Origin of the sequence: Streptomyces sp. NPDC020192 (assembly GCF_044388685.1) — a bacterium.
Taxonomy (GTDB): Bacteria; Actinomycetota; Actinomycetes; order Streptomycetales; family Streptomycetaceae; genus Streptomyces.
Genome location: NZ_JBIRXG010000011.1, coordinates 236,748 through 248,839 on the forward strand (window position 1 = coordinate 236,748; position 12,092 = coordinate 248,839).

Genomic DNA, 12,092 nt, shown 5'->3' on the forward strand with positions numbered 1-12,092 from the left:
CGGCGTCCTGATGACTGCCACCCTCGTCGCCAAGAACCTCGCCGCCGGGCACGGCGACCGCTCCCTCTTCTCCGGGCTGGACCTCGTCGTCGCGCCCGGCGATGTGATCGGGCTGGTCGGTGCCAACGGCGCGGGCAAGTCCACCCTGCTCAGGCTGCTCGCCGGGCTCACCCCGCCGGAGCAGGGCGAGCTGCGGCTGTCCCCGCCCACCGCGACCGTCGGCCATCTGCCGCAGGAGCCGGAGCGCAGGCCGGGGGAGACCGTCCGGGAGTTCCTGGCTCGCCGCACCGGCGTCGCCGAGGCGCAGCGCGTGATGGACGAGGCCACCCAGGCCCTGGTCGACGGCGCGCCCGGCGCCGACGACGCCTATGCGGTGAGCCTGGAGCGCTGGCTGAACCTGGGCGGCGCCGACCTGGAGGAACGCGCAGAGGAGGTCGCCGACTCCCTCGGCCTCGCCGTGGACCTGGGCCGGCCGATGACCGCCCTCTCCGGCGGCCAGGCGGCCCGCGCCGGTCTCGCCTCGCTCCTCCTCTCCCGCTACGACGTCTTCCTCCTCGACGAGCCCACCAACGACCTCGACCTCGACGGCCTGGACCGCCTGGAGCGCTTCGTCACCGGCCTGCGCGCGGGCACGGTCGTCGTCAGCCACGACCGCGAGTTCCTCACCCGCACGGTCACCAAGGTCCTCGAACTCGACCTCGCCCAGCGGCAGATCAACCTCTTCGGCGGCGGCTACGAGGCCTACCTGGAGGAGCGGGACGTCGCCCGCCGGCACGCCCGCGAGGACTACGAGGAGTACGCCGACAAGAAGGCCGCCCTCCAGGATCGTGCGCAGACGCAGCGGGCCTGGATGGACAAGGGCGTGAAGAACGCCCGGCGCAAGGCGGGCAACGACAACGACAAGATCGGCCGCAAGTTCCGCAGCGAGGCCAGCGAGAAGCAGGCCGCCAAGGCCCGGCAGACCCAGCGCATGATCGAGCGCCTGGAGGTGGTCGAGGAGCCGCGCAAGGAGTGGGAGCTGCGCATGGAGATCGCCTCCGCCCCGCGCTCCGGCGCGGTCGTGGCGACCCTGCGCGACGCCGAGGTCCGGCGCGGCGGCTTCACCTTTGGCCCGGTGTCCCTGCAGATCGACTGGGCGGACCGGGTCGCGATCACCGGGGCCAACGGCTCCGGCAAGTCCACCCTGCTCGGCGCGCTGCTCGGCCGCCTCCCGCTCGACGCGGGCCATGCCGCCCTCGGCTCCGGCGTGCTGGTCGGCGAGGTCGACCAGGCCCGTGGGCTGTTCCACGGGCCCGAGACCCTCCTCGACGCCTTCTGCGCGGCCGTCCCGGACACCGAGCCGGTCGAGGTGCGCACGCTGCTCGCCAAGTTCGGCCTGAAGTCCGACCATGTGCTGCGCCCGGCCGCGACGCTCTCACCGGGCGAACGCACCCGCGCCGCCCTCGCCCTGCTCCAGGGCCGGGGCGTCAACCTCCTGGTCCTGGACGAGCCGACCAACCACCTCGACCTGCCCGCCATCGAGCAACTGGAGTCGGCCCTCGACGCCTACGAGGGCACCCTCCTGCTGGTCACCCACGACCGGCGCATGCTGGACGCGGTCCGGGTGACCCGCCGCCTGGAGGTGGCGAGCGGAAAGGTGACCGAGCGCTAGGACGCATCGGAATCACCCGATCACGTACCGCTGCGACACAGGATGGCCTAGCGTGTGGCGCCTCGAAGTGCCACCGGTGGGGGAGGATCGGGTGCACACAGCAGAGGGCGGACCCACGGGCAGCCCCCAGTACGGCGACCATGTCGACCTGCGTGGCGGCCGGTTCTACGGTCCTGTCGCACTCGGCGCCACGTCCGCGGCCCCCGCGAGCGGGCCGAACGTGCTGTCCGCCCTGCCCGCCGCCCCGGTCGGATTCACCGGCAGGGAACGCGATCTGGCGGCGCTCCTGCGGGGCCTGCGACCGCCGGACGACACCGCGGCCACCGGCTCGACCCTCCTGTGGGCCGTGACCGGTCTCGGCGGCATCGGCAAGACGGCACTCGCGCTGCGTGCGGCCCATGTCGCCCGGAACGAGGGCTGGTTCGCCGGCGGGATCCTGTTCCTCGACCTGGCGGGGTACGACGACACCCCGGTGTCGCCTGCCAGGGCCGTCGCGTCCCTGCTGTACGCCCTCGGCGTCGGCGGCGCCCATCTGCCCTCGGAGGAGGTCGACCAGCACGCCCTGTACCTCAGCCGCCTGGCCACCCTCGCCGACGAGGGCAAGCGGGTGCTGTTGCTGTTCGACAACGTCTGCGAGGCAGGCCAGCTCCCGCCGCTCCTGCCGGGCAGCGAAGCGCACCGGGTCGTCTTCACCTCACGGGAGTCCCATCCCTCGCTGCCGGCCCGGGAACTGTCGCTCGGCCCGCTGTGCCCGCGCGACTCCACCGCGCTCATCGCCGAGGCGCTGAGGCTGCGCGAGGGAGAAGACGACCGGCTGGAGCGGGAGGCCGAGTCGCTCGGCGAACTGACCGGACTGTGCGGGCACGTGCCCCTCGCCCTGCAGATCGTGGCCGCGCTCCTGCGCCACCACCGCTCACGGGGCCGCGTCGCGTCCCTGGTCAAGGAACTCCGCTCGGGGACGCATCTCACCGACACCCTTCGCAGCCGGGGCGTCGACCAGTACGGCAGGCCGCTGGTGCTGGCGCCCGTGTTCGAGGCCTCCGTGCGCCGCCTGCCCGCCGGCCGTGCCCGGGCCCTGTGTCTGCTGGCGCAGGTCCCCTGTGCGGACTACGACACGGACACGGCCGCGGTGATCACCGGACTGCCGGGTGCGCAGGCGCTGGACGTGCTCGACGACCTCGCGTGCGCGCACCTGGTGACACGAGACCAGCCCGGAGACGACGTCCGGGAACGCTGGCACATCCACGATCTCGTCCGCAGCTACGCCTGCGCCCTCGCCTCCGCGGACCCGCGGTCGGGCCGGGAGGCACGCACGGCCCGGGCCCGGGTCCGCCGGCACTACCACCGGCAGGCCGCGGACGGTGACCGCCATCTGCCCGCGCCGGTGCACGACCCCTCCCCGGACGCCGTCCGGCGCCGGGAGGCCGCCCTGGCCTGGTTCGACGTCGAGCACGCGAACCTCGTGGCCGCCGTGCTGTGGCCGGACGACGACGATCCGGAGGTCCGGGTGGGCCTCGCCCTGCACCTGGCCGGGTATCTGCGCTGGCGTCGCTTCTTCGAGGACTGGATCGCCGTCGGCCGCGCGGCGCGCCCCCTCGCGCACCGGCTGGGGGACGAGCGCGCCGAGGCGGCCGTCTGCCTTCAACTCGGCAACGCGCTGTCGCGCGGGGGAGACCCCGACGAGGCCATCGAACCGCTCACGCACGCCGCGCACCTCTACCACCGTACGGGGGACGCGACGGGCGAGGGCATGGCCTGGAACAACCTCGGCCTCGCCCAGCGCAGATCCGGCGAGGTCGGCCTGGCATTCACCACCCATGTGAAGGCCCGCGGGCGGTTCCGCGAGCTCGGCGACCGGTGGAACGAGGGCCGGGCCCAGCACAACATGGGGCTCGCCCTGGACGCGGGAGGACGCCACGCCGAGGCGGCCGCCGCCTTCGGACTGGCCTGCGAACTGCACCGGGGGCACGACCGCATCTATCACGGCGACTCCCTGAACAGCCTCGGCTGGGCCCTGTACGCGGCGGGCCGGACGGAGGAGGCGATCGTCGCCCTCCAGGAGTCGCTGCGGATCCGCCAGGAGTACGACAACTGGTACGCGACCGGGCTGACCGGATCCAATCTCGCCCGGGCGCTGGAGGACGCGGGCCGCTTACGGGAGGCGGCCGAGGCGCGGGCCCTGGCCGACGAGGCCTGCGCACGCGCGGGCACCAGGGCGATCGTCTACGGCCACCATCACTGACCGGCGCCCGAAGCCGCGACGTCCACGCGTCCGACCTGCGGCGCAGGTCGCGGAAGGCGCGGGGCGGGGCCGTGCCCGGCGTGCCGCACGGCCCCGCCCCCGCGGCTCAGCGCCGCCCGTCGTTCGGGTTCAGCAGCCCGGCCCGCCGCAGGGCGTCGGCCATCGCGCTGTTGGCCGGCGCCGGGGCCGGCGCCTGCCGTCCGCCGCGGTCGCCGCCGCCCCGGCCCTGCCGCTGGCCCTGCCCCTGGCCCCCCTGCCGCTGCTGGCCCTGGCCGCCCTGCCGCTGCTGGGGCGGACGTCCGCCGCGCTGCTGCCGGCCGCCGCCCTGGCCGCCCTGCGGGGCCGCCTCGTCGTCCAGGCGCAGCGTCAGCCCGATCCGCTTGCGCGGGATGTCCACGTCCAGGACCTTCACCTTGACGATGTCACCGGGCTTCACGACGTCGCGGGGGTCCTTGACGAACGTCTTCGACATCGCCGAGACATGCACCAGGCCGTCCTGGTGGACACCGACGTCCACGAACGCGCCGAAGGCGGCCACGTTCGTCACCACACCCTCCAGGATCATCCCGGCGGACAGGTCGGAGATCTTCTCCACGCCCTCCTTGAAGGTGGCCGTCTTGAACGCCGGACGCGGGTCGCGCCCCGGCTTCTCCAGCTCCTTGAGGATGTCGGTGACCGTCGGCAGACCGAAGGTGTCGTCCACGAAGTCGGCGGGCCGCAGCGAGCGCAGTACGCCCGTGTTGCCGATGAGGGAGGCCACCTGCTGGCCGCTGGTCTTCACCATGCGGCGCACCACCGGGTAGGCCTCGGGGTGCACGCTGGAGGCGTCCAGCGGGTCCTCGCCGCCGCGGATGCGCAGGAAGCCCGCGCACTGCTCGTACGCCTTCGGGCCGAGCCGGGCCACCTTCTTCAGCTCGGAGCGCGACTGGAACGGCCCGTTGGCGTCCCGGTGCGCCACGATGTTCTCGGCGAGGCCGGAGGAGATGCCCGACACCCGCGAAAGCAGCGGCACGGACGCGGTGTTGACGTCCACCCCGACGCCGTTCACACAGTCCTCGACCACCGCGTCCAGCGAGCGGGACAGCTTCACCTCGGACAGGTCGTGCTGGTACTGGCCGACGCCGATGGACTTCGGGTCGATCTTCACCAGCTCGGCCAGCGGGTCCTGCAGTCGGCGGGCGATGGAGACCGCGCCGCGCAGCGACACGTCCATGTCCGGCAGTTCCCGCGAGGCGTACTGCGACGCCGAGTACACCGACGCGCCCGCCTCGGACACCATCACCTTGGTGAGCTTCAACTCCGGGTGCTTGGCGATGAGTTCGACGGCGAGCTTGTCCGTCTCGCGGGACGCCGTGCCGTTGCCGATCGCGACCAGCTCGACCGCGTGCTCCTTCGCGAGCCGGGCCAGCTTGGTGAGGGCCTCGTCCCACTTGTTGGCCGGGACGTGCGGGTAGATCACGTCCGTGGCGACGACCTTGCCGGTGGCGTCGACCACGGCGACCTTCACGCCCGTACGGAAACCGGGGTCCAGACCCAGCGTCGCGCGCGTGCCGGCCGGGGCGGCCAGCAGCAGGTCGCGCAGGTTCGCCGCGAAGACGTTCACCGCCTCGTCCTCGGCGGCCGTACGCAGCCTGAGGCGCAGGTCGATGCCGAGGTGGACCAGGAGGCGAGTGCGCCAGGCCCAGCGGACGGTGTCCGTCAGCCACCTGTCGGCGGGGCGGCCCCGGTCGGCGATCCCGAACCGATGGGCGACGATCCCCTCGTAGGAGGAAGGACCCTCCGTGGGCTCCTCGGGCTCCAGGACGAGGTCGAGGACCTCCTCCTTCTCGCCGCGCAGCATCGCCAGGATCCGGTGCGAGGGCAGCTCGGTGAACGGCTCGGCGAAGTCGAAGTAGTCGGCGAACTTGGCGCCCGCCTCCTCCTTGCCGTCGCGCACCTTCGCGGCCAGCCGTCCGCGCACCCACATGCGCTCGCGCAGCTCGCCGATCAGGTCGGCGTCCTCCGAGAACCGCTCGGTGAGGATCGCGCGGGCGCCCTCGAGGGCGGCCTGCGGGTCGGCGACGCCCTTGCCGGCGTCCACGAACGCTGCGGCCGCGGCCAGCGGTTCGACATTCGGGTCGCCGAGCAGCCCCTCGGCCAGCGGCTCGAGCCCGGCCTCCCGCGCGATCTGCGCCTTGGTGCGCCGCTTGGGCTTGTACGGCAGGTAGATGTCCTCCAGCCGCGCCTTGGTCTCGGCGCCGCGGATCTGCGCCTCCAGTTCGTCGGTGAGCTTGCCCTGCTCGCGCACCGACTCCAGGATCGCGGCCCGCCGCTCCTCCAGCTCCCGCAGGTAGCGCAGCCGCTCCTCGAGCGTGCGCAGCTGCGCGTCGTCGAGCATCTCGGTCGCTTCCTTGCGGTAGCGGGCGATGAAGGGCACCGTCGAACCGCCGTCGAGCAGCTCTACCGCGGCCTTCACCTGCCGCTCCCGTACGCCGAGCTCCTCGGCGATCCTGCCTTCGATGGACCCTACGAGGGGTGTCGTCACGATCCCGTACCGCCTTCTCCACGTCAGCTTGCGCGGCAATTGTGGCAGGTGACACCGACAACCGTGGATAAGGGCCGCACTTGAATCCGCCGTGGGTCGCATGGCAGGAAAGGTGGGAAACATGTCATTGCGGCCATCCCCAGCCTCGTCAAGACTGGATCCATGCCGCAGCGAACCGTTCTCGTCCTCCTCTTCGACGGCGTGCAGAGCCTCGATGTCACGGGCCCCGTGGAGGTCTTCGCGGGGGCCGAGACGCACTCCCCGGGGACGTACCGGATCCGCACGGCCTCCCTGGACGGCGCTCCCGTGCGCGCCTCCAGCGGTCTCACCCTCGTACCGGACTCGGCCCTGGCCGAGTCGCCCGAGCCGCACACCCTGCTCGTCCCCGGCGGTGCGGGCACCCGCCGCCCCGACCCGCGCCTGACGGACTGGCTGCGTGCGCACGCGCCCCACGCCGAGCGCCTGGTCTCGGTGTGCACCGGGGCGATCCTGCTGGCCGAGGCGGGCCTGCTGGACGGCCGGCGGGCCACGACCCACTGGGCGTACTGCGGCACCCTCGCGCGCGACCACCCGGCCGTGGAGGTCGACGCCGAGCCGATCTACGTCCGCGACGGCACGGTCTCCACGTCGGCCGGCGTCACCTCCGGCATCGACCTCGCGCTCGCCTTGGTCGAGGAGGACCTCGGCCGGGACGTCGCCCTCACGGTCGCCCGCCATCTGGTGGTCTTCCTGCGCCGGCCCGGCAACCAGGCGCAGTTCAGCGCCCAGCTCGCCGCCCAGACCGCGCAGCGCGAGCCACTGCGCGAGGTCCAGCAGTGGATCACCGAGCACCCGGCCGCCGACCTCGGCGTCGAGTCCCTCGCCGCCCGCGCCCGCCTCTCACCGCGCCACTTCGCCCGCGCGTTCCAGGCCGAGACCGGCACCACTCCCGGCCGCTATGTCGACCGCGTCCGCCTCGAACATGCCCGCCGCCTCCTGGAGGACACCGCCGACAGCATCGAGGAGATCTCCCGCGCCAGCGGCTACGGCACCCCCGAGGCCATGCGCCGCGCCTTCGTCAGAACGCTCGGGGCGTCCCCGGCCGAATACCGCCGCCGTTTCCGCCCCGTGCCCCTCCACTGAAGCTCCGCCGAAGGGAAAACCCATGCAGATCGCCATCGTCCTCTACGACCGCTTCACCGCCCTCGACGCCGTGGGCCCGTACGAGACCCTCGGCCGTCTCCCCGATGCGGAGACCGTGTTCGTCGCCGAACGCACCGGACCCGTCCGCAACGAGACCGGGAACCTCGCCCTCACCGCCGACAGGACTCTGGCCGAGGTACCGAGCCCGGACATCGTGGTCGTCCCGGGCGGCCCCGGACAGACCCCGCAGATGGAGAACGAGGCCCTCCTGGCCTGGCTGCGCACCGCCGACGCCACCAGCACCTGGACGACCTCGGTGTGCACCGGCTCCCTGCTGCTCGCCGCCGCCGGGCTCCTCAAGGGCCGCCGCGCGACCTCGCACTGGCTGGCCCTCGACGTCCTGGAGCAGTACGGCGCCGAACCCACGGGTGAGCGGGTCGTGTTCGACGGCACGTACGTCACCGCGGCCGGTGTCTCCTCCGGCATCGACATGGGCCTCACCCTGCTCGGCCGGATCGCCGGCGACGAACACGCCCAGGCCGTCCAGCTGCTGACCGAGTACGACCCGCAGCCGCCCTACGACGCCGGGTCCCCGCAGAAGGCGCCCGCCCACCTCGTCGAGGAGTTCCGTGGCAGGAGCCGCTTCATCCTGACGTAGCCACGCTCCACGAGAAGCGCGGCTGCCGGCGCTCCAGGAACGCGGCGACCCCTTCGGCGGTGTCGGGGTTGTCGCGCGCCTGCTCGGCCCAGTGGGCGTCCCGGTCCGTGCGGCCGCCCGTGAACTCCTTCGCGGCGGCCTGGGTGAGCTGCGAGCGGGAGACCAGGATCCGGGTCAACTCCGCGACCCGCTTGCCCAGTTCGCCGTCCGGCAGCACCTCGTCCACGAGCCCGGTGCGCAGCGCCCGCCCGGCGTCGATCAACTCGGCCGTGAACAGCAGGTACTTGGTGGTGGCCGGGCCGACCAACGACACCAGCCGGCGGGTCGAGGACGCCGGGTAGACGATGCCGAGCCGCGCCGGAGTCACCCCGAACAGCGCGCTCTCCTCCGCCAGCCGCAGATCGCAGGCCGCCGCGAGCTGTGCCCCGCCGCCCACGCAGTGCCCGCGCACGGCGGCGACGGTCGGCTTGGGGAACGCGGCCAGCGCCTCCTCCGCCACCATCGCGAGCCCCGGCGCCTCCTCCGGCGCATCCCGCAGCGTGCCGATGTCCGCGCCCGCGCAGAAGGTCCCGCCCTCCCCGGTCAGCACCAGTGCCCGCACGCCCGGATCGCGCGCGAGCGTGTCCAGCAGCGGCGGCAGCGCCCGCCACATCGCGGCGGTCATGGCGTTGCGCTTGGCCGGGTGACGGATGACGACGGTGGCGACCGCGCCTTCGACATGGTGCGACAGCTGGGGCTCCATGGTCGGGATGCTATGCGTCCGCCGAGGTGTTACCGAACCCCACCCCGAGGGAAAAATACGGAGAACAAGGGTAAACGAGGCAATCAGGGAGGTGGCGATGGCCAGAGCCGGGAAGCGGAAAGACCAGGCAACCGCACTCCACCGCGGCTTCGGTCTGCTCGCGGTGCTCGGTGTGGTCCTCGTCCTCGCCGGGCTCGTCGGGCTCGTCTACACCGCGGTCGCCACGCTGACCTCGATGCTGCTGTTCGGCTGGCTGCTGCTGATCGGCGGGATCGTCGGCCTGCTGCACGCGATCCAGGCCCGTGGCACCAGCTTCTTCTGGCTCGGTGTCGTCGTCGCCGCCCTGAACATCGCGGCCGGCGTCGTCGTCATCCGCCTGCCGCACGCCGCGGCCGCCGCCCTCACCATGTTCGCCGCCTTGCTGTTCCTCTCCGCCGGCATCTTCCGGCTGGTCGGCGGCCTGGTCGTGCGCGGACCGCAGCTGGGCTGGACCCTGCTGCTCGGCGCCTTCGACCTGCTGCTCGGGATCCTGGTCCTCGGCTCCTGGCCGAGCAGCAGCCAGTATGTGATCGGCGCCTTCTTCTCGCTCGCCCTGCTCTTCGACGGCCTCGGCCTCGTGGCCACCGGCTACGGCGGGCGCCGGGTCGTCGGGCTGGTCTCGGGGAAGGGCGGGCCCAAACCCGTACAACCCGAATAGTTCGCGAACCGGCGCGCGGAGGAGCGGAAACAGTCCCACACGTGACCGTGTCATACGCACTCGATCACAAAGCGCTCGATACCCGCTGACTTCTGTTCAGGTATGCGGGCCGGAGCGGATCGTTACCAACACTCGACGTGTGGTGACAATCGAGCGCGAGGGTGGCGACCGGACGATGGACAACCACGGGCGCGGGGACGGCCCGCGCCCAGCGGGGGGCGCCGAGCGGCCGCCAAATCCACTTCCCTACGAGGGCGTCTGGCGGTTCACCGCTGCCGCGGTCGACGCCTCGGTCCCGCAGGCCCGGCACGCCGTCCGGGATCTGCTGCTGCGCCAGGGCGTGCCGGTCTCCGAGGACCTGGAGTACGGCCTGCTGCTGATCGTCTCCGAACTGGTCACCAACGCGGTGCGGCATGCGGCGCTGCTGTCGCCGATGCTGGCCGTGGAGGTCGCCGTCGGAGCCGAGTGGGTGCGGGTGTCCGTGGAGGACAACCATCCCTACCGGCCGACCGCCCTGGAGGCCGACCACGGCCAGACCGGCGGCCGGGGCCTGCTGCTGGTCCGTGAGGTGGCCCAGGAGGCGGGCGGCACGGTGGACGTGGAGCACACCGCGAGCGGTGGCAAGGTGATCTGGGCCGCTCTGCCGCTCAAGCCCGCGCGTTAGGTCGTACGACGGCTCACCAGCCGGCCGAAGGTCCGGTCAGCTCCCTGATCGCCGGGCGGGCGGCGTCCAGCACGGTCATGAACCAGGCCGAGAACGGGTCGCGGGCATGCCGCTCGGCCAGCTCGGCCGCCGTCACGAAGGCGGTCTGTGCGACCTCCTCCTTGTCCAGCACGAGCTCCGCCTGCACCAGGCCGACGAAGAGGTGGTTGAACTCCTGCTCGACCAGGCCCGAGGCCGGGTCCGGGTGGTTGTAGCGGACCGTGCCCGCCTCGGCGAGCAGCGAGGGCGACACGCCCAGCTCCTCGTACGTCCGCCGGGCCGCCGCCGCGAACGGCGCCTCGCCGGGGTAGGGGTGGCCGCAGCAGGTGTTGGACCACACACCGGGGGAGTGGTACTTGCCGAGCGCCCGCTGCTGGAGCAGCAGCCTGCCCTGCTCGTCGAAGAGGAAGACCGAGAACGCGCGGTGCAGCTGCCCAGGCGGCTGGTGCGCGGCGAGCTTCTCCGCCGTGCCGATCGTCACACCCTTCTCGTCGACCAGTTCCAGCAAAATCGCCTCTGCGGTGCCCTGCGACGAGCCGTGCGTCGCGGTGGCAGGTGTGATCGGCATACCCATCCTTCGCCTCGTTCTTCGCACCCCAAGTCTGCCGTACGAATCCGGCACTCCCGGCACTTCCCCGCACGTCCGCGCGCGGCGCCGTACCGGGACGGGGCCCGGTAGATCATCGTGCCCGGCGTCCGCGGCCGGGAACCGCCCGCCAGGGGCGAACGGTCGTACGTGTGTTCAGTGGCACAGGCGTGCCTCGTGCTCCGCGTGCCCGCCCGGCTCCAGCTGGAAGGTGCAGTGCTCCACGTCGAAGTGATCGCCGAGGCAGCGCTGCAGTTCGTGCAGCATCTTCTCGTGGCCGATCGCGTTCAGCGCGTCCGGGCCGACCACCACGTGGGCGGACAGCACGGGCAGGCCCGAGGTGATCGTCCAGGCGTGCAGGTCGTGGACGTCCTCCACGCCGTCCAGTGCCAGCATGTGGGCCCGCACCTCGGCCATGTCGACGTTCTTCGGGGCCGCCTCCAGCAGGACGTCCAGCGTCTCGCGCAGCAGCTTCAGCGTCCTTGGCACGATCATCAGGCCGATGACGATCGAGGCGACGGGGTCGGCCGCCCGCCAGCCCGTGGTCAGGATCACCGCCGCCGAGACCAGCACCGCGACCGAGCCGAGCGCGTCCGCCGCGACCTCCAGGAAGGCGCCGCGCACGTTCAGGCTCTCCTTCTGCCCGCGCATCAGCAGGGCCAGCGAGACCGAGTTCGCGACCAGGCCGAACAGACCGAACACGGCCATCAGCCCGCCGTGCGCCGGTGCGGGCGAGACGAACCGCTGGACGGCCTCGTACAGCACATAGCCGCCGACGCCGAGCAGCAGCACGCAGTTGGCCAGGGCGGCGAGGATCTCGGCGCGGGCGTAGCCGAAGGTGCGGTTGGTGCTCGGCGGGCGGTTGGCGAAGTGGATCGCGAGCAGGGCCATGCCGAGGCCCACCGCGTCCGTCGCCATGTGCGCCGCGTCCGCGATCAGCGCGAGCGAGTCCGCGACCAGGCCGCCGACGACCTCCACGACCATGATCGTGAGCGTGATGCCCAGCGCGATCCGCAGCCGCCCCCGGTACGCCGCCGCGGCCGTGCCCGAGGCCGGCGCATGGCCGTGCGCGTGCCCGTGGTCGTGCCCTGCCCCCATGAACCAACCGCCCTTCCTGTGCCCTTGCGGGATCCGTCCGGCAGGCCCAGTGAACTACGGGTGGGGGGT

Annotated in this window: 10 protein-coding genes; 6 read left to right on the forward strand and 4 right to left on the reverse strand. The window is 72.7% G+C overall.

Translation table 11 applies throughout. The annotated features are described in order from the left end of the window. Positions 1-10 precede the first annotated feature (10 nt). Together ACH47Z_RS22475 and ACH47Z_RS22480 are read left to right on the forward strand one after the other, a co-directional pair. Positions 11-1,651 carry an ABC-F family ATP-binding cassette domain-containing protein gene (locus ACH47Z_RS22475; RefSeq protein ID WP_399076270.1) on the forward strand — a complete coding sequence of 547 codons (1,641 nt, stop codon included), beginning with the start codon at positions 11-13 and terminating at the stop codon, positions 1,649-1,651. Positions 1,652-1,742: 91 nt separating this feature from the next. Next, positions 1,743-3,893 (forward strand): tetratricopeptide repeat protein, encoded by a 2,151-nt coding sequence (locus tag ACH47Z_RS22480; RefSeq protein ID WP_399076272.1) that lies wholly within the window; start codon positions 1,743-1,745, stop codon positions 3,891-3,893. A 106-nt stretch (positions 3,894-3,999) separates the two neighbouring features. Here ACH47Z_RS22480 and ACH47Z_RS22485 read toward each other — a convergent pair whose 3' ends face one another. Next, the gene (locus ACH47Z_RS22485) at positions 4,000-6,417 is read right to left on the reverse strand and encodes a Tex family protein (protein WP_399076273.1); all 2,418 of its coding nucleotides are present in this window, start codon (positions 6,415-6,417) and stop codon (positions 4,000-4,002) included. Positions 6,418-6,579: 162 nt separating this feature from the next. Here ACH47Z_RS22485 and ACH47Z_RS22490 point away from each other — a divergent pair, with 162 nt between their 5' ends. Next, positions 6,580-7,539, forward strand: coding sequence for a GlxA family transcriptional regulator (locus tag ACH47Z_RS22490; RefSeq protein ID WP_399076275.1), 960 nt, complete (start codon positions 6,580-6,582; stop codon positions 7,537-7,539). Between the two features lie 22 nt (positions 7,540-7,561). Beyond that, positions 7,562-8,197, forward strand: coding sequence for a DJ-1/PfpI family protein (locus ACH47Z_RS22495; RefSeq protein ID WP_399076277.1), 636 nt, complete (start codon positions 7,562-7,564; stop codon positions 8,195-8,197). On the opposite strand, the gene ACH47Z_RS22500 is transcribed toward ACH47Z_RS22495, so the two are convergent. Further along, positions 8,184-8,939, reverse strand: coding sequence for an enoyl-CoA hydratase/isomerase family protein (locus ACH47Z_RS22500; RefSeq protein WP_399076279.1), 756 nt, complete (start codon positions 8,937-8,939; stop codon positions 8,184-8,186). The genes ACH47Z_RS22495 and ACH47Z_RS22500 overlap by 14 nt on opposite strands. 97 nt (positions 8,940-9,036) lie before the next feature. Here ACH47Z_RS22500 and ACH47Z_RS22505 point away from each other — a divergent pair, with 97 nt between their 5' ends. After that, a complete protein-coding gene (locus ACH47Z_RS22505) occupies positions 9,037-9,636 on the forward strand; it encodes an HdeD family acid-resistance protein (RefSeq protein WP_399076281.1) in 600 nt (199 codons plus the stop codon). Between the two features lie 175 nt (positions 9,637-9,811). Then, positions 9,812-10,300: an ATP-binding protein gene (locus tag ACH47Z_RS22510; protein WP_399076452.1), complete on the forward strand. Its 489-nt coding sequence runs from the start codon at positions 9,812-9,814 to the stop codon at positions 10,298-10,300. A 13-nt stretch (positions 10,301-10,313) separates the two neighbouring features. Here the strand turns inward: ACH47Z_RS22510 and idi are convergent, their stop codons facing one another. Together idi and ACH47Z_RS22520 are read right to left on the reverse strand one after the other, a co-directional pair. Further along, the gene (gene idi, locus ACH47Z_RS22515; protein ID WP_399076283.1) at positions 10,314-10,907 is read right to left on the reverse strand and encodes an isopentenyl-diphosphate Delta-isomerase; all 594 of its coding nucleotides are present in this window, start codon (positions 10,905-10,907) and stop codon (positions 10,314-10,316) included. Between the two features lie 174 nt (positions 10,908-11,081). Then, complete coding sequence (locus ACH47Z_RS22520; protein WP_399076285.1) at positions 11,082-12,023, reverse strand: cation diffusion facilitator family transporter; 942 nt, start codon at positions 12,021-12,023, stop codon at positions 11,082-11,084. Positions 12,024-12,092: the final 69 nt, after the last annotated feature.